The sequence below is a fragment of the Sphingomonas sp. genome (genome assembly GCF_031380695.1).
Classification (GTDB): Bacteria; Pseudomonadota; Alphaproteobacteria; order Sphingomonadales; family Sphingomonadaceae; genus Sphingomicrobium.
Genome location: NZ_JANMWY010000090.1, coordinates 1 through 15,096 on the forward strand (window position 1 = coordinate 1; position 15,096 = coordinate 15,096).

The 15,096-nt window shown below is 66.1% G+C and carries 19 protein-coding genes; 6 read left to right on the forward strand and 13 right to left on the reverse strand.

Features of this window, described 5'->3' with window-relative positions; genetic code table 11:
• Positions 1-261 precede the first annotated feature (261 nt).
• The 3 genes from RMN84_RS03450 (at position 262) to RMN84_RS03460 (ending at position 2,513) form a co-directional block, all read left to right on the forward strand.
• Complete coding sequence (locus tag RMN84_RS03450; protein WP_309610810.1) at positions 262-1,305, forward strand: M23 family metallopeptidase; 1,044 nt, start codon at positions 262-264, stop codon at positions 1,303-1,305.
• Between the two features lie 69 nt (positions 1,306-1,374).
• Positions 1,375-1,698: an iron-sulfur cluster assembly accessory protein gene (locus RMN84_RS03455; protein WP_309610811.1), complete on the forward strand. Its 324-nt coding sequence runs from the start codon at positions 1,375-1,377 to the stop codon at positions 1,696-1,698.
• A gap of 41 nt (positions 1,699-1,739) precedes the next feature.
• On the forward strand, positions 1,740-2,513 hold the full coding sequence (locus RMN84_RS03460) for an exodeoxyribonuclease III (protein ID WP_309610812.1): 774 nt from the start codon (positions 1,740-1,742) through the stop codon (positions 2,511-2,513).
• Here the strand turns inward: RMN84_RS03460 and RMN84_RS03465 are convergent.
• From RMN84_RS03465 to phaP, 5 genes are all read right to left on the reverse strand, one after another.
• Positions 2,510-3,646, reverse strand: a complete 1,137-nt coding sequence (locus tag RMN84_RS03465; protein WP_309610813.1) for an N-acetyltransferase — start codon at positions 3,644-3,646, stop codon at positions 2,510-2,512. The genes RMN84_RS03460 and RMN84_RS03465 overlap by 4 nt on opposite strands.
• A gap of 1 nt (position 3,647) precedes the next feature.
• Positions 3,648-4,931, reverse strand: coding sequence for a UDP-N-acetylglucosamine 1-carboxyvinyltransferase (gene murA, locus RMN84_RS03470; protein ID WP_309610814.1), 1,284 nt, complete (start codon positions 4,929-4,931; stop codon positions 3,648-3,650).
• 62 nt (positions 4,932-4,993) lie between these two features.
• Entirely contained in the window at positions 4,994-5,311 is a 318-nt protein-coding gene (locus tag RMN84_RS03475; protein ID WP_309610815.1) for a chorismate mutase, read from the reverse strand.
• Between the two features lie 31 nt (positions 5,312-5,342).
• Entirely contained in the window at positions 5,343-5,705 is a 363-nt protein-coding gene (gene clpS, locus RMN84_RS03480; RefSeq protein WP_309610816.1) for an ATP-dependent Clp protease adapter ClpS, read from the reverse strand.
• 162 nt (positions 5,706-5,867) lie between these two features.
• Positions 5,868-6,704 carry a TIGR01841 family phasin gene (gene phaP / locus RMN84_RS03485; protein ID WP_309610817.1) on the reverse strand — a complete coding sequence of 279 codons (837 nt, stop codon included), beginning with the start codon at positions 6,702-6,704 and terminating at the stop codon, positions 5,868-5,870.
• Between the two features lie 114 nt (positions 6,705-6,818).
• Here phaP and gmk point away from each other — a divergent pair, with 114 nt between their 5' ends.
• On the forward strand, positions 6,819-7,466 hold the full coding sequence (gmk, locus tag RMN84_RS03490) for a guanylate kinase (RefSeq protein WP_309610818.1): 648 nt from the start codon (positions 6,819-6,821) through the stop codon (positions 7,464-7,466).
• Here the strand turns inward: gmk and RMN84_RS03495 are convergent.
• From RMN84_RS03495 to RMN84_RS03525, 7 genes are read right to left on the reverse strand one after another with little or no spacing between them, the layout of a single operon-like run.
• The gene (locus RMN84_RS03495) at positions 7,463-8,155 is read right to left on the reverse strand and encodes an ATP12 family protein (RefSeq protein WP_309610819.1); all 693 of its coding nucleotides are present in this window, start codon (positions 8,153-8,155) and stop codon (positions 7,463-7,465) included. The two genes, gmk and RMN84_RS03495, sit on opposite strands and share 4 nt — an antisense overlap.
• Positions 8,152-8,397: a hypothetical protein gene (locus RMN84_RS03500; RefSeq protein WP_309610820.1), complete on the reverse strand. Its 246-nt coding sequence runs from the start codon at positions 8,395-8,397 to the stop codon at positions 8,152-8,154. Before RMN84_RS03500 ends, RMN84_RS03495 begins: the two co-directional genes overlap by 4 nt.
• Positions 8,394-9,065: an HAD hydrolase-like protein gene (locus RMN84_RS03505; RefSeq protein WP_309610821.1), complete on the reverse strand. Its 672-nt coding sequence runs from the start codon at positions 9,063-9,065 to the stop codon at positions 8,394-8,396. The genes RMN84_RS03500 and RMN84_RS03505 overlap by 4 nt, the downstream gene beginning before the upstream one ends.
• Positions 9,062-9,652: an FMN-binding negative transcriptional regulator gene (locus RMN84_RS03510; protein WP_309610822.1), complete on the reverse strand. Its 591-nt coding sequence runs from the start codon at positions 9,650-9,652 to the stop codon at positions 9,062-9,064. Before RMN84_RS03510 ends, RMN84_RS03505 begins: the two co-directional genes overlap by 4 nt.
• A complete protein-coding gene (locus RMN84_RS03515; RefSeq protein WP_309610823.1) occupies positions 9,653-10,813 on the reverse strand; it encodes an RluA family pseudouridine synthase in 1,161 nt (386 codons plus the stop codon).
• Between the two features lie 27 nt (positions 10,814-10,840).
• A complete protein-coding gene (locus RMN84_RS03520) occupies positions 10,841-11,206 on the reverse strand; it encodes a ribose-phosphate pyrophosphokinase (protein ID WP_309610824.1) in 366 nt (121 codons plus the stop codon).
• A 4-nt stretch (positions 11,207-11,210) separates the two neighbouring features.
• Positions 11,211-11,903, reverse strand: a complete 693-nt coding sequence (locus RMN84_RS03525) for a DUF4893 domain-containing protein (protein WP_309610825.1) — start codon at positions 11,901-11,903, stop codon at positions 11,211-11,213.
• A 97-nt stretch (positions 11,904-12,000) separates the two neighbouring features.
• Here RMN84_RS03525 and rarD point away from each other — a divergent pair, with 97 nt between their 5' ends.
• Positions 12,001-12,936 (forward strand): EamA family transporter RarD, encoded by a 936-nt coding sequence (gene rarD, locus RMN84_RS03530; protein WP_309610826.1) that lies wholly within the window; start codon positions 12,001-12,003, stop codon positions 12,934-12,936.
• Positions 12,936-13,157 carry a hypothetical protein gene (locus RMN84_RS03535; protein WP_309610827.1) on the forward strand — a complete coding sequence of 74 codons (222 nt, stop codon included), beginning with the start codon at positions 12,936-12,938 and terminating at the stop codon, positions 13,155-13,157. Before rarD ends, RMN84_RS03535 begins: the two co-directional genes overlap by 1 nt.
• Here the strand turns inward: RMN84_RS03535 and RMN84_RS03540 are convergent.
• Complete coding sequence (locus RMN84_RS03540) at positions 13,154-14,878, reverse strand: class I poly(R)-hydroxyalkanoic acid synthase (RefSeq protein WP_309610828.1); 1,725 nt, start codon at positions 14,876-14,878, stop codon at positions 13,154-13,156. The two genes, RMN84_RS03535 and RMN84_RS03540, sit on opposite strands and share 4 nt — an antisense overlap.
• Between the last annotated feature and the right edge of the window lie 218 nt (positions 14,879-15,096).

Consider the following 15,096-nt stretch of genomic DNA (forward strand, 5'->3'; position numbering starts at 1 on the left):
GGAAGAGATTCGCTCAATCGATTGCGACCGGAAAAACTGATCCCGCGCAAGTGATTGCTCGGTTCACCGCAGACCCGTCGCGGCTCGTCCCGCGAACCGGAACTTATGGTTGAAAAGATTAACCCGCCACGGTCTGAAGTGCTGGTCACCGCGCGATAGGCAAAGTTGTGCAGCGACGACGGGGCTGGGGAGCTCCTTCAAATCGGGATTTCTTCGGTGGCGCCTTCGGGTGTGCCGCCGGACAGAGGAGCTTGAACGTCCATGGCCGCAGCGTTGACCGCGACAAGATCGTTTCCGGGCCTGCTCCGCGACCGCGATCTGTTCGTCCATGATGGCGCGACGCTTCGTCGCCTGCGCCTGTCGGCTCCGGTCCAGGCGCTGTTCCTTGTCCTCCTCTTCGCGTTGGTCGCTTTCTCCGGCTACTCCGCCGCCCGTCTCTTTTCTGCGCCAACGCTGACTGCCGTGTCGCTGAGCGATGCTGCGGAGGCCCGCGCCCGCAAGATCGAACAGCGCCAGGCGCTGATCGAGGCCGCTTTGGCCGGTAACCGCATCGACCCCACCGCGCTGCAAGCCGCCAGCGGCGGCGGCGGCGCGGCCGGCGCCCTTGCCCGCGTCGAAACCGCCCAGCTGGCCCAGGCCGCGCTGGTCGTCCGCGCGCTCGACACCCGCTATCAAACAACCACCGCCGAACTGAAGCGCCTCGGCCTGACCCCGGCCCGCCTTGGCGAAACTGGCCAGGGTGGCCCGTTCGAGAGCAGCGGCGCTGACCCGACGTTCAAGGCGCTGTTCACCAGCTGGAAGAAGCTCGACACGCTGCAGAGCGGCGCGATCGCGATCCCGTCGGAAAAGCCGATCCGTTCGAATGCCGCCTTTACCTCGGGCTTCGGCGTCCGCTCCGATCCCTTTCAAGGCCGCGCCGCGATGCACCCGGGGATCGACCTCGCCGGTGTGGTCGGCACGCCAATTTATGCCACCGCCGATGGCACCGTGCTTCGCGCCGGATGGAACAGCGGCGGCTACGGCAACCTCGTCGAGCTCGACCATGGCAAGGGCATCACCACCCGCTTCGGACACATGTCGGCAATTCTCGTTTCGGCTGGCCAGCACATCACCCGTGGCCAGCAGATTGGCCGCATGGGCTCGACCGGCCGCTCGACCGGCAGCCACCTGCATTACGAAGTCCGCATCGACGGGCGTCCGGTCAACCCGATCCCGTTCATGAAGTCGACCGATTATCTCGTCGCGATGCGCGCCGGTTCCGGCACCGGGCTCGACCAGGTCGCGATGGGTGGGCCCAAGCGCTAGGCTTGCCCGGCGCGTCGGCACGACTGCGCGAAGCTTGCTGATGGAGCTCGTGAGCCCTATCTTCTCCTTATGACCGACATCCAGCTGACCGCTAACGCTGCCAAGCGCGTCGCGACGATCGCAGCGAAACAGTCCAAACCTGCCGTGCTTCGTCTCGCGGTCGAGGGCGGCGGATGTGCCGGCTTCAATTACAAATTCGCGCTCGGCGAGCCCGAAACGGGGGACACCGCGACGATCACCGACGGCGTGCAACTCGTTGTCGATCCGATCAGCCTCGACCTGGTGCGCGGCTCGGCGGTCGATTTCGTCGAGGATATGGGCGGATCGGCGTTCAAGGTGACCAATCCCAATGCGGCCTCAGGCTGCGGCTGCGGATCGAGCTTTTCGATCTAGCGCGCTTTTCGATTTAGCTCCGGGCGGCTAGACCCGCGCCCATGAAAATCGCCACCTACAACGTCAACGGCATCCGCGCCCGCCTCCCACGCCTGCTCGAATGGCTCGACCGCGAAGCGCCCGACGCGGTGTGCCTGCAGGAGCTGAAGTGCGCCGATGAATCCCTGCCGATCGCGGATATCGAGGCAGCCGGTTACGGCGCCGTGTGGCACGGACAGAAAGGCTTCAACGGCGTCGCCATCCTCGCCCGCGGCCAAGCCCCCGAACTGCGCCATGTCGGCCTGCCCGGCGACCCCGACGACACGCATTCGCGCTACATCGAGGCGCAAGTCGGCGACACGATTGTCGCCTCGCTTTATCTCCCCAATGGCAACCCCGTCGGCACCGAGAAATTCGCCTACAAGCTCGCCTGGATGGAACGGCTGCGCGCGCGCGCCGCGACGCTGCTGGCCGAGGAAAAGCCCGCCATCCTGGCCGGCGACTGGAACGTCATCCCCGAGGACCGCGACGTCTTTTCCGCCAAGGCCGTCGCCAACGACGCGCTGATTCAGCCCGAAAGCCGCGCCGCCTTCCGTACCATCCTCTACCAGGGCTGGACCGACGCCCTGCGCGCGCTCTACCCCAACGAGCCCAGGCTGTGGACCTTCTGGGACTATACGATGGGCGCCTGGCAGCGCGACCTCGGCTTCCGCATCGACCATTTGCTGACGAGCCCGCAAGCGACCGACCGGTTGAGGGCGGCGGGCGTCGATCGCTGGCCGAGGGGCGAGGACAAAGCGAGCGACCATACGCCCACCTGGATCGAGCTCGGCTAAAGCGCCTTGTCGTAGATACGATAGGTGTGATTGACCGTCGCCCCCGGCAGCTCGGCGATCGACATCATCCCCTGGTTATCTTCCAGGATCCAGCCGAACTCGCCGTGCGTCGCCTGATATTCGCCAACCGCATCACGGCGGATGTGCTCGATCAGCATGAACGCCAACTGCCCTGCCAGCCGCGTCCCGTGCAGCTTCTTCGCCACCCCCATGAGTGGCACGCGGATGCGCTTGGTGCGCGGATGGCGCAGCCGCCACAGCAATTTGACGAAGCCGAACGGAAACAGCTCGCCGTTCAGATCCTTGATCAGCTCGTTGACGTCCGGAATGGTCAGCATGAACGCAACCGGTTCACCATCGAGTTCGGCGATGCGCACCAGCTCGGGGAAGATGATCGGCTTCAACTTCTTGCCGGCATAGGCGATCTCGGCCGGAGTCAGCGGCACATAGCCCCAATTGTCCGACCAGGCATCGTTGAGCAGGTTGAGGATGATCGCCACCTCAGTGTCGAATTTTGCCTTGTCGACCGGGCGCAGGACGATGCGCGGGTTTTTGTCCCCCGCCGCCACTAGCCGCGCCATGACCCCCTCGGGCGCCGGCCGGATGTCGACTTCGTAGGTCAGCAGATCCTTCACCTTGGCATAACCCGCCGCTACGATCCAACCTTGGTATGCCGGGCGATGGTACCCCATCATGACCATCGGCGGCTGGTCGAAGCCCGAGATCAACAGCCCCGGCTCGTCCCAGATCGACAGGCTGATCGGCCCCATCGAGCGCGTCATTCCCTGCTCGCGCAGCCAGGCTTCCGCCGTCGCGATCAGCACCGCCGCCGCTTCGCCGTCGAGCGCTTCGAACATTCCCCATTGGCCCATCCCCGCGCCCATATGCTCGAGCACCAGCTGGTCGACCTGCGCGCTGATCCGACCGACGACCTTGCCGTCGCGCGTCGCAAGCCACAGCCGCGCCTTGGCATGGCCGAACCACGGATTCTTTTTGGGGTCGATGAGCCCGTGCACCTCGTCCTTCAACGGCGGCACCCAGGCGGTATCGTTCTTGTAGACGTCCCAGGCGAGGTCGACGAACTGCTTGCGATCAGCCTTGGTCACAACCGGCCTGATGGTAACGTCGCTCATTCTAACCCGCAGTCCGTCGTTCGATCTGCGCGCCGACCGCCGACAATTTCTCCTCGAGCCGCTCATAGCCGCGATCGAGGTGATAGACGCGCAGCACTTCGGTCTCGCCCTCGGCCGCCAGCCCCGCCAGCACCAGGCTCATCGACGCGCGCAAGTCGGTCGCCATGACGTTCGCCCCGGTCAGCCCGCCAACGCCATGGACGATCGCCGATCGCCCGCGCACGTCGATGTTCGCCCCCATCCGGCGAAGCTCGGGTACGTGCATGTAGCGGTTCTCGAAGATCGTCTCCTCGAGGAAACTCTCGCCCTGCGCCAGGCACAGCATGGCCATGAATTGCGCCTGCATGTCGGTCGGGAACCCCGGATAAGGCGCGGTCGAGATCGCCAGCGGCCGCAGCGGCTTGTCGGCGGTGACCTTCATGCCCTGGTCGGTGAATTCGACCACCAGCCCGCACGCCGCCAGCCCGTTGGTGATCGCCAGCATGTCATGCGGCCGCGCCCCGACCAACTCGATCGACCCGCCGGTGATCCCCGCCGCGCAGGCATAGCTGCCTGCCTCGATCCGGTCGGGCATGACTTCATAAGTGCAACCGTCCAACCCCTCGACTCCGTCGATGATCAGGTGCGACGAGCCGATGCCGTCGATTTTCCCGCCCATCGCCACCAGCAAATTGCACAGGTCGACGATCTCCGGCTCGCGCGCCGCGTTGAACAATTGCGTCCGGCCAGTCGCCAGCGATGCCGCCATCAGCGCATTTTCGGTCGCGCCGACCGACACCACCGGGAAGCTGTAATCGCCGCCCGGCAACCGCCCCCTGGGCGCAACGGCCTTCACATAGCCGGCGGCCAGTTCGATCTCGGCGCCCATCGCCTCCAGCGCGCGCAGATGGAGGTCGATCGGCCGGTCGCCGATCGCGCAGCCGCCAGGAAGCGACACGGTTGCCTCTCCGGCCCGTGCCAGCATCGGCCCGAGCACCAGGATCGACGCGCGCATCTTGCGCACCATGTCATAGGGCGCGACGGTCGACGCGATCTCGCTCGCGTGGAGCGTCATCCTGCGTCCGAACTCGCCTTTCTTGACCCCGGCAACGCTGGTCGACGCACCGAGCCCGTTGAGCAGATGCGAAAAATTGTCGACGTCAGCCAGTCGCGGCAGATTGGCGAGCGTCAGCTTCTGATCGGTGAGCAAAGCACATGGCAGCAGCGCCAGCGCGCTGTTCTTCGCCCCCGATATCGGGATTTGCCCCTCAAGACGCTTGCCGCCGACGATGTAGATGGAATCCATCACCACGCCATATAGAGTCGCGGCCACGACGCAAATCGGCGCCGCGGGCGACGCGCTTCCGCCTATTCGACCGTAGAGCGCAGCCGATCATATTCGACGAGCTCATGGGCGATCGATGTCTCGACAATGGCTTCGTAAAGTCGCGCTATCAACGCGCCATCGACGTTGCGACGACTTGCTTCGGCCGCGACATTGGCGAGCACCTGGGTCTTGCGCAGCTCATCGCGGACAGCAGCTCGGTCTGGCTTGATCCGGGCGGCGGCGTCCATGTAGCCGAACCGCTTCGCGAGGAGTGCGACGAGTTCGCGGTCAACCTCGTCCACCCCGGCCCGCACGTCGAGCATTGTCTGGCATTCGATCGGGGGTGGTGGGCAGGTCATCGCGATTCACTCGGTCAAGCAGCGGAAAAGCCTACGCCTTTTCCAGCGTGCATTGCAGTGGATGCTGATTCTCACGCGCGAAGTCGATCACCTGGCTGACCTTCGTCTCGGCCACCTCATAGGTGAACACGCCGCACACTCCGACACCCTTCTGATGGACCTGCAGCATCACCCGCGTCGCATCGTCGATGCCCATCGAGAAGAAGCGCTGCAGGCACAGCACGACGAATTCCATCGGCGTATAATCATCGTTGAGCATGAGGACCTTATAGTCGCTCGGCTTCTTGGTGCGGGGGCGCGTGCGCGTGACGACGCCGGTCTCGCCTTCATCGCGCCCACCGCCGCCGGTGCCAATGACATCGTTGTCACCGCCGCCGGGCTCATCGTTCGCCATAATGATCCTGAATCGCGTCATGCTTGGCCCGAATATGGCAATGCAGGCGCGCGCTGCAAGGCGCATCCGCACGCGGCGCGCAATCATGCCGGATTCAAACGAAAGCGGCCGCCCCCGATACAAGGGACGGCCGCATGACTGCTAACCCCGGAGAGGGGAGGGTTAAGCGGTCAGTTCGCTGAACTTCTCGGCCGAAACGCTGGCGCGGTTCGACAGCGGCTGGATCGATTCGCCGGCCAGCTTCACCATCTGCTCGGTGAACTTCGAGCCTTCCGACACCATCCGGTCGAACGACGACTTCAGCAGGTCCGACTGGAGCTGAAAAAATTCGGTCGGCGACTTGGCTTCGGTCAGCGACTTGACGGCAGCCGAGGCCTGCTCGACGCCGGTCTTGGTCGAGGCGACAACGTCCTGGCCCAGGTCACGCGCACCGGCAGTCGCGATCTTGGTCGATTCGACCATCGCTTCGACATTGGCCTTGGCAGCTTCGGTCATCTGCTCGGCGAACGCCTGGCTCTTCTTGACGGCGTCCTGGCCCTTGGCGCTGGCGTCGGTGAACATCGCCTGGAACTTGTCGGCACCCGGCAGGGCGGTAAAGCTGGCGAACATGTTGGGCATATCGGTCATGGTCTTGGTTCCCTTGAAAAATGGCACCGTGGCCGGTTTGGCGACGGCAAGTGGCTTACGAACATATTTGCGCTTCTTGATTGGCGCGGTAACCTTGGTGATCGTCTTGACGAGCGGCGCAGCGGCCTTTTTGGCGCGCGGCTTGTAGCTGCGCTTGGCAACCGGCTTGGCACTCTTGACCGGCGTCGCAGCGGCGTCCTTGACCGTTGCCGCCCTGACGGCACGCGTCGTTTTGACGACCGCCGCCTTGACCGGCTCGGGCAGCGCTTCCGCCGCCTTCTCGATTGTCTTCTGTGTTTCCGTCGCCACCGTTTCGGTCGCATCTGCGATAAGTATCGTCGGGGACACCGACAGGGCCTGATCGTCGCTCATTTGAAACTCCTTGCTGCACTGCACAATAAGCGAGTCGAAAGCGAATTTCAAGTAAAATGTTGCACTGCAGCATAGCGTGCTTGACGCACGCTTTGGCGCGGGCCAACAGCGTGCATGGACCTCGAACCATCCCAGCCCCGCCGCCGCCGCGGTCTGCTGATCGTCCTCTCCTCGCCATCGGGCGCGGGCAAGTCGACGATCAGTCGAATGCTGCTCGACGCTGACGACGACGTGCGCATGTCGGTCTCCGCGACCACCCGCCCGATGCGCCCCGGCGAAGTCGACGGTCGCGACTATCATTTCGTCGACGACGCCACGTTCCAGAAGATGATTTCGGATGGCGAATTCGCCGAATGGGCACCGGTGTTCGACCATCATTACGGTTCCCCGCAAACCCCGATCAAGGCCGCGCTGAAGGCCGGCCGCGATGTGCTGTTCGACATCGACTGGCAGGGGACGCAGCAATTGCACGCGGCGATGGGCGAAGATCTTGTTCGCGTCTTCATCCTGCCGCCGTCGATGGCCGAGCTGGAACGTCGCCTGCGCGATCGCGGCACCGACAGCGCCGACACCATCGCCGGGCGCATGCAGCGCGCCTCCGGCGAGATCAGCCACTGGGCGGAATATGATTATGTCCTGGTCAATCAGGACATGGACGAATGCCTCGCCCAGGTCCACGCCATCCTCGCCGCCGAACGGCTGAAGCGCTGGCGGCAGGGCGGCTTGGTCGCCTTCGTCCGCGATCTCGTCTCCGGCCGCTAGCTCAGCAGCGTCAGGAACCGCGCCGCCGCGTCGAAATCGGCCCGCCGATTGGCGAGTGCCGCGACCGCTTCGGCATCGTCGCCCCATTGCTCGATCTGCCACCGCTCGACGAGGCTGACCGCCGACCAGATTGCCTCGATCGGCATCGCCTCCTCGACCACCGCCAGCGCCGCGACCAGCGAACCGCCGATCGTCACCAGCGGCGAAACCCCCGCCAGCCGGAACGGATCGAGCGCCGCCACCGCATGGCCCAGTCGCACGACCGTCGCCGTCGGCTGGGCGACATGGATGATTCCGCTCGTCACCGCGAAATCGACGTCGAACCGCCGTCGCGCCCACGCCAGCAGCGGATCCCATTCCGCCGCCTGTGCCGCCACCAGCTTCGCCGGATTCTCGGCGCGATAGCAGAGCAGGTCGGCCTCGGCATATTTGGCTAGGTCGGCAGCGAATCGTGCGGGATCGGGCGCGACCCGGTCGATCGCGGCGTTGGCCAGCCCGGTCAGCGGCATGGCGCGCGGATCGACCGTCGTGTCCGCCCCGGCCCATTCCGCCACGATCCCCCGCACCAGCGCCTCGGCCGGCACCGCCAGCGCCGCCCGCGCTGGCGTGCGTAACGGCTTGCCGTCGAGCGTCACGCCCCAGCCGCCGTCACTCGCCGCGACCGCCGCATCCGTCCAGAAGCGATTCACTGGTCCTTCCAGCTCCGCTGCACTAGGCGCGGCATGATCATCGCCTCGCCCAGTCCCAGCACGGCAAGGATCCAGCCCAGCACCGGCCAGCCGCCCGGCCGCAGCCAGTCGCTCAGCGCAATGCCGATGCCGATGAACATCAGCACCAGCCCGCTCACTCGCAGCAGCGCGAACACGCTGAAGCGCTTGCGCCACAGCGCTTCCTCTTCGGCGCTTGGCACCCGCCGTTGGTCGTCGCTCATGCCCCTCGCTCCACCCAGTGACACGCCAGCCTGAGCACGTCGGCCGGCTCCTGCGCCACGCAATGCGCGCCCTCGGCCATCAATTCGGCCGCGTCATGATAGCCCCAGCCGACCCCGATCGCGCCGATCCCGGCACCACGCGCACAGCCCATGTCCCAGCCGGTGTCGCCAATCATGACGCTATTCGCGGCGCTCGCCCCAGCCTCGGCCATCGCCGCCAGCGCCATTGCCGGATGCGGCTTCGACGGGTGGCGGTCGGCGGTCTGCAGCGACACGAACCGCCCCGCCAGCCCATGCCGGTCGAGGCAGTGCGCCAGCCCGCGATCCGACTTGCCGGTCGCCACCGCCAGGCTCCAGCCGTCGCTCGCCAGCGCGTCGATGAGCTCGGCGATGCCATCGAACAATGGCTCCTCGACCTGCCCCGCCCCGCGCAGTCCCTGGAACGACCGGCGATAGGTTTCGGCCATCGCGGTCAGCTCGTCGGCCGGCGCGTCGGGCACCAGATGCTCCATCGCCTCGAACAGGCTCAGCCCGATGACCCGCCGCGCCGCGCGCGGCGGCGGCACGACGCGGCCATGCGCCGCCAGTGCCAGCGTCAGCGCCTTGTGGATCGTCGCCCCGCTGTCGACCAGCGTCCCGTCGCAATCGAAGATCGCCAGCCGGATCATGCCGCGCCCCGCATCAGCGCCGCCATTTCGCCCGCCCCGCTGGCCTCGACCCCTGCGGCCAGTGCCGCGATCTCGGTCGGCTTGTTCTGGCTCAGCTTGCGCGTGCCCCGAATCGTTTCGATCGACATTTCATACGCCGTAATCGCGCCGAGCATCGCCTCGAACCGAGGGCGCTCCATCATCGCGCGATGCCAACCGCCCGCCCCCTCGTGCACGCGCGCCAACGTGTCGAGCAGTTCGACCAATGCGTCCTGCCCCAGCGCCACGACCGGCCCCTCGCACTCGATCGCGACATAATTCCACGTCGGCACATTGACCGCCGGATCGCGATACCAGCTGGCGCTGACATAGGCGTGCGGCCCCTCGAACAGCGCCAGCACCGGACCGGCCAACAGCCCCGGAACGATCCCATTAGCATTGGCGAGATGAAAACGCAGGCACCGCCGCTTGGCATCGACCAGCAGCGCCGTATGGGCCACGCGCGGCCCGCCCGAAGTCATCGCGAACAGCCGCGCACAGCCGAGCGCGCCGGCTTCGCCCAGCATCGCTGCCTCGTCGTGCCAGTGAAACGCCGGCGACGGATGCATCTAGCGCGCCTTCCTCGGCGGCTTGCCCTTGACCGGTTTGCCCTTGGGCGGCGGCTTTCCGCGCAGTGCCTCGGGCGGCGCGCCGCGCGACCGCCGCTCGCCCTTGCGGGCCTTGCGCGCGGTCTTGGCCGCCGCCGCCACCCGCTTCGCCTTGACCTCGGTCGACTTGGCCGGGTCGGGCGTGTCCATCGGCATATTGTCGCCGTCCATCACCGTGAAGCCCATCGTCGCCAGCGTCTCGGCGAAATGCGGCGGCAGTTCGGCAGTGACGTCGATCGCCTTCCCGTCGAGCCCGTCGACCCTGAGCCGCCGCGCATGCAAATGCATCTTGCGGCTGACCGTGCCGGTCAGGAACGCGTCCGCTCCGCCGTACTTGGCATCGCCGACGATCGGGTGGCCGATCGCCGCCATGTGCGCGCGCAGCTGGTGCGTTCGCCCGGTCAGCGGCTGCAGCTCGACCCACGCCGCGCGGTTGCCGGCGACGTCGATCGTGCGGAACAATGTCCGCGCCGACTGGCCATTCTCCTCGTCGACATGCATCTTCTCGCCGCCGGTGCCAGGCTGCTTGGCCAGCGGCGCGTCGATCGATCCATTCTCCGGTGACGGCACGCCGACGACCAGCGCCCAGTAAACCTTTCGCGCGGTGCGACTGGAAAAAGTCTTGGCGAAATGTCCCGCCGCCCGCGCGCTTCGTGCCACGAGCAACACACCCGACGTATCCTTGTCGAGCCGATGGACCAGCTTGGGCCGGTTGCCCTCGTCGCCCGCCAGCCCGTCGAGCAACCGGTCGAGATGCTGATAGGTCTTGGTCCCGCCCTGCGTCGCCAACCCCGGCGGCTTGTTGAGCACGATCGCATCGCGCGTCCGCTCGATCACCATCTCCTGGACGAAGCGCTCTTCCTCCTCGGTCAGCGGCACGACGACCCGCGCGGCGCGGGCCCCCTCAGCGGGGGCGGCCTCGGCCGGTGGTACGCTCAGCGTCTGCCCGGTCTCGATCCGATCGCCCGGCGCGCACTTCTTGCCGTCGACGCGAAGCGCCCCGGTCCGCGCCCAGCGCGACACCAGGTTGAAGCTGGTGTCAGGCAAATGCCGCTTGAACCAGCGATCAAGGCGGATGCCGTCGTCGTCCTCGGCGACGGTGAAGGAGCGTTCAGCGGTCATCGCCGCGCGCTTAGCCCAGCCGCTCCGTTAAGGCGAGCGCTCCGCCCAATAGGCGAAGGCTTTGCCCTGCAAGCGCTCTATCAGTTTGGCCGCCAGCGGCCCTTCCCATGACCCATCGTAGCGATGATCGTGCGCGCCGCCCGCGACCCACCAGCCCTGCCCCGGCAGCCCGTCCGACTGCCGTACCACCAGCACCGCCAGTTCGGGCTCGCCGCGCTCCGCCCCGTCCCGATCGACCACGCCCAGCGTCACGCACAGCGCCCGCATCTTGGGACGCGAAAAATGATAGCCGAGCCGCTCCAGCAATTCGGAATAGGTCAGGGCGTGGCCTGCCCGCGCCGCGTCGATCAGATGCGTGCGCACCTCTTCCCAATCGCCCAGCGCTTGCACCATGCGCTCACTTGGGCTGGTCGGCGACCGGGGTCAATTCATAGACATCGAGCTTCGAACCGCTGCGCGGCCACGGGATCACCAGCCGCCACACGAACGGCGCTATCCGCTCCATCACCCCGGCCATGTCGTGGGCACGGTCCTCGCCATAGGTGCGCGGCGCCGCTTCGCCGATCCCCAGGCTGCCGAGATAGATCATCCGCGTGGCGTCATCGTCTTCCCACAATCGCCCCGCCGGCCGCTCGGTGCCGGTCTGCTTGACGAATGCCAGCAGCTCCCCTTCGGGCTGGATATAGCAGAAGAACGGCTTGAACCGCTCGAACGCGAAATTCTTCTTCGACGGGCTGCCTAGCCGGACCAGGCGGCAGGAATAGCTGCCGGGGCTCGGTGCCGGCCGGGGCAGGGCCGCGCGCGGATCGAGCAGGATGGATTCCTTTTTGACGTCGTCGCCAAAGCCGTGCGACCGCGCCTCGCCCAGCGCCTCGGTCCACGCCGCGCGCACCCGGGCAATCCGGTTGGCATCGGCCGCGCTGGCGACACGGCGCCACAAACCGGCCTTTCCCACCGCCGCAACCGGTGGCACGATGACGGGTGCCGCAGTCGGCTTGAGGGGCTGGGCACAAGCCGCCGGTCCCCCGGTCGATACGGCAAGCAACAGGACAAGCGCGGATACGCCGCGGCGGACTGAGGGACTCGGCATCGTGGCCCGAAGGTGACAGCTCACTGGTAACCAAACAACTAACGCGCCGCTTACCAAAGCCGTTGACTTCGCTTTATGGTATCGTAGCGCGGCGCCGGTGAACGCTGTATCCCCCCGCCCAAATCGCGCCGACCGTGTCGGCTTCCTGCTCGGCATCGGCGCCTATGCCACCTGGGGCGTGCTGCCGATTTACTTCAAGCTGGTACGCGCCATCCCGCCGGTCACCATTGTCGCCCAACGGCTGGTCTGGTCATTCGTCGTGCTGATCGTGCTGGTCAGCCTGACGCGGGGCTGGGCCGCCATCCGCGCCGCACTTGCCAACCGCCGCACGCTGGCAATCCTGGCGGTCACCTCCGGTCTGATCGCGATCAATTGGCTGCTCTATGTCTACGCCGTCAACAACGGCCACATCCTGGCCGGCAGCCTCGGCTATTATCTCAACCCAATTGCCAACATATTGCTCGGTCGCTTCCTGCTGAAGGAACATCTCTCGCGCCTGCAATGGGCGGCGGTCGCCATCGCCGGGGCTGGCATCGCGGTCCTTGCCGCCGGTGCGCTGGGCCAGTTGTGGATCAGCCTGCTGCTGTGCGCCAGCTTCGCCAGCTATGGCTTCATTCGCAAGGTGATTGGCACCGACGCGCTGAGCGGACTGGCGATCGAGACGACGATCCTTCTCCCGTTCGCGCTCGGCTGGCTGCTGCTCACCCACGTCCCCGGTGCGCCGCTGCTGGCACCGACGGCCAGCGTTTCCGTGCTGCTGCTGTTCAGCGGGGTCCTGACCACCGCGCCGCTACTGATGTTCACCGTGGCCGCGCGCCGCCTGCGCTATTCGACCATCGGCATGCTGCAGTTTATCGCGCCGACGACCCAGTTCTTGTTAGCCGTGTTCCTTTACGACGAGCCGTTCACCCGCGCCCACGCGATTGCTTTCGCTGCCATCTGGACCGCGCTCATTCTCTACGTCACGGCACTGGCTGGCGCGGCACGACGGGAGCGCTTGGCAAGTGCGCCCGACGACGCCATGATGCGCTAATGCTCAACATCGTCTCGCTGATCATCGGCCTCGTCGCCTTCCTCTTCGCGCTGGTCGCGTTTATCCCCCTGCTCGGCTGGGCCAACTGGCTGATCATCCCGCTGGCGATCGTCGGTGCGGTCATCGGGTCGATCGGCGCGGCCAAAAGCGGTCGCAACCTCAACCTAATTGTCATTGTCGTCGGCGTGCTGCGCCTGATGCTGGGCGGTGGGATCCTCTAGCGCGACTTCACATAGCGTCCCGGCGCATCCTCGATTGCCGTGTGCTTGCCCGCGCCCGGTACGCGCGCCCCGTCGACCGCGACCGTCTTCGGCGCCCGCCCGCGTAGCCACTCGATCCAGTCGGGCCACCAGCTGCCCTTGTGCTCGCTCGCCCCCGCGACGAACTGATCGAGGCTCTTCGCCTCGCCGTCGTTGGTCCAATATTGATATTTCCCCGCAGGCGGCGGGTTGACGACCCCGGCAATATGGCCCGACCCGGCCAGCACGAACCGCTTCGGCCCGGCGAGGTGATCCATCAACCGCCACACGCTCTCCGGCGGCGCAATATGGTCCTCGCGCCCGGCCTGGATGTAGGCCGGGGTCTTGATCTTCTTCAGGTCGATCGGCGTTCCGTCGACTATGATCGCCCCTGCCGTTGCCAGCAATTTCTGCCGGTACATCGTCTCGAGATAATCGCGGTGCCACCCGGCCGGCAGATTGGTCGTGTCGCTGTTCCAGTGAAGCAGGTCGAACGGCGCCGGCTCCTGCCCGAGCAGGTAATTGTTGACGACGTAGTTCCAGATCAGGTCGCGCCCGCGCAACAGGTTGAACGTCGCCGCCATGTAGCGCCCGTCGAGCGTCCCGGTCTCGGTCGTCAGCTTGCCGAGCATCTCCATCACTTCGTCGCCGAGGAACAGGGTCAGGTCCCCCGCTTTCTCGAAATCGACCTGCGCGGTGAAGAAGGTCGCGCTCGCAACCTTGTCGGCTTGCCCCCGCGCCGCCAGCAGCGCCAGCGTCGCCGCCAGCGTCGTCCCCGCCACGCAATAGCCGATCGTGTGCACCGCCGGCACGCCGAGCTGGTCGCGAATGACATCGACCGCCTCGATCTGTGCCGCAACATAATCGTCGAGCATCACGTCGGCGAGACTCGCGTCGGCCGATTTCCAGCTGACCATGAACAGCGACACGCCCTGATCGACGCACCAGCGGACGAAACTCTTCTCCGGCGTCAGGTCGAGGATGTAGAAGCGGTTGATCCACGGCGGAAAGACCACGAGCGGCGTGGCGAGCACGTCCGGCGTCGTCGGCGCATAATGGATCAGCTGGAACAGCCGCGTCTCGTAAATGACCTTTCCGGGGGTGGTCGCCAAATTGCGACCGACCTCGAACGCGCCCGGCTTGGTCTGGGTCAGTTGGCCCGCCTTGATATCGGACAGCATGTTGTGGAGGCCGCTCAGCAGATTGTCGCCGCGCGTCTCGATCGTCCGCTTCATCACTTCGGGATTGGTCAGCGCGAAGTTTGACGGGCTCATCGCGTCGACGAAGCTCTTGGTGGCGAACTTGAGCTTGCCGCGCGCCGCCTCGTCGAGCCCCTCGACCTTATCGACGCCGCCCAGCAATTGGTCGGAAATGGCGAGGTACGACTGGCGGATTGTGTCGAACAGCGGATTATCGCTCCATTCCGCCGAGGCAAAACGCCGGTCCTTGGTTTCGCCCGCCTTGGCGATCCCGCCGAGCATCTGACCCCACGCCTCCAGCCCCTTCGACCACGCCTCGGCACCTGCCGTCAGCAGCGCCATCGGGTCGGCGGCGGCCGGCTTGGCGAGCAACGCGTCACTCTTGGTCAGGCCATCCGCCCAGGTCTCCATCAACATCTGCTGCGCCCGCCCCATGACCAGCGTCCAATGCTGCCAGTCTTCAAGGGTGGGGGTCGCAATGGTGGAATCAGGCTGGTCGGTCATAGGGCACCTCGATAGCCACTATAGCCCGTTAGGCCTGAGCTTGTCGAAGGACTGTTCTTTTTTCCTCTCAGTTGAAAAGGCAGGGCTTCGACAAGCTTGGCCCGAACGACGTCGGGGGTCATCGGGGAGTGCGAGCTCAGCCCGAACGGAGTAGGGGTAGCGACTCATGGCTCCCACCCTCCCCACCCCGTCCCTCCCCGATGCGCTCTACCTGCTCG

Bases quoted from the DNA above. Each gene is read 5' to 3' on its own strand.
- RMN84_RS03450 (WP_309610810.1), top strand. From the start codon at position 262: ATGGCCGCAGCGTTGACCGCGACAAGATCGTTTCCGGGCCTGCTCCGC.
- RMN84_RS03455 (WP_309610811.1), top strand. From the start codon at position 1,375: ATGACCGACATCCAGCTGACCGCTAACGCTGCCAAGCGCGTCGCGACG.
- RMN84_RS03460 (WP_309610812.1), top strand. From the start codon at position 1,740: ATGAAAATCGCCACCTACAACGTCAACGGCATCCGCGCCCGCCTCCCA.
- RMN84_RS03465 (WP_309610813.1), bottom strand. From the start codon at position 3,646: ATGAGCGACGTTACCATCAGGCCGGTTGTGACCAAGGCTGATCGCAAG.
- murA (WP_309610814.1), bottom strand. From the start codon at position 4,931: ATGGATTCCATCTACATCGTCGGCGGCAAGCGTCTTGAGGGGCAAATC.
- RMN84_RS03475 (WP_309610815.1), bottom strand. From the start codon at position 5,311: ATGACCTGCCCACCACCCCCGATCGAATGCCAGACAATGCTCGACGTG.
- clpS (WP_309610816.1), bottom strand. From the start codon at position 5,705: ATGGCGAACGATGAGCCCGGCGGCGGTGACAACGATGTCATTGGCACC.
- phaP (WP_309610817.1), bottom strand. From the start codon at position 6,704: ATGAGCGACGATCAGGCCCTGTCGGTGTCCCCGACGATACTTATCGCA.
- gmk (WP_309610818.1), top strand. From the start codon at position 6,819: ATGGACCTCGAACCATCCCAGCCCCGCCGCCGCCGCGGTCTGCTGATC.
- RMN84_RS03500 (WP_309610820.1), bottom strand. From the start codon at position 8,397: ATGAGCGACGACCAACGGCGGGTGCCAAGCGCCGAAGAGGAAGCGCTG.
- RMN84_RS03505 (WP_309610821.1), bottom strand. From the start codon at position 9,065: ATGATCCGGCTGGCGATCTTCGATTGCGACGGGACGCTGGTCGACAGC.
- RMN84_RS03510 (WP_309610822.1), bottom strand. From the start codon at position 9,652: ATGCATCCGTCGCCGGCGTTTCACTGGCACGACGAGGCAGCGATGCTG.
- RMN84_RS03515 (WP_309610823.1), bottom strand. From the start codon at position 10,813: ATGACCGCTGAACGCTCCTTCACCGTCGCCGAGGACGACGACGGCATC.
- RMN84_RS03520 (WP_309610824.1), bottom strand. From the start codon at position 11,206: ATGGTGCAAGCGCTGGGCGATTGGGAAGAGGTGCGCACGCATCTGATC.
- RMN84_RS03525 (WP_309610825.1), bottom strand. From the start codon at position 11,903: ATGCCGAGTCCCTCAGTCCGCCGCGGCGTATCCGCGCTTGTCCTGTTG.
- RMN84_RS03535 (WP_309610827.1), top strand. From the start codon at position 12,936: ATGCTCAACATCGTCTCGCTGATCATCGGCCTCGTCGCCTTCCTCTTC.
- RMN84_RS03540 (WP_309610828.1), bottom strand. From the start codon at position 14,878: ATGACCGACCAGCCTGATTCCACCATTGCGACCCCCACCCTTGAAGAC.